Here is a 417-nt window from a genome sequence, read left to right as displayed (position 1 = left end):
CCAAGAACGTGAGCAAGTGGCATTTCTGGCGGGTCCATCTGCGCCAACTGGCAGCGGCGCCTGCCGCGGTGGTTCCCAGCATGGTGACGGTGGTTTGAGGTTCGCTTTCTGGGCGCATACGATGTAGTAACGGTCCCGGATCGGTAGCGTGATAATCCTGCGGGCACAGGCAGTCCAGCATAGGGAGGCGGATATGCGCCGCGAAGTGCTTGAAATGCTTCGACTTCAGGCTGATGTCAACTCCAAAATCGACCCGGCCTGGCTCCAAGCTCGATATCCCTACATGCGCGCAGTGCTGGTGGAGACCACCGAGGCGATGGATCACCACGGCTGGAAGTGGTGGTCCAAGCAGACCATGAATCTCGAGCAGCTGCGCATCGAGCTGATCGACATCTGGCATTTCGCGCTGTCCCAGTT

Annotated in this window: 1 protein-coding gene; it reads left to right on the top strand. The window is 59.2% G+C overall.

All coding sequences use genetic code 11. The annotated features are described in order from the left end of the window. Nucleotides 1–193: 193 nt before the first annotated feature. On the top strand, nt 194–417 hold a 224-nt coding region (locus tag D7W82_RS40345; RefSeq protein WP_199728047.1), incomplete at its 3' end, for a dUTPase.

This window comes from Corallococcus sp. CA049B, from assembly GCF_003611685.1.
Taxonomy (GTDB): Bacteria; Myxococcota; Myxococcia; order Myxococcales; family Myxococcaceae; genus Corallococcus; species Corallococcus coralloides.
The sequence above is the reverse complement of the archived record's forward strand: the minus strand, read 5'-3'. Positions and strand labels throughout refer to the sequence as shown.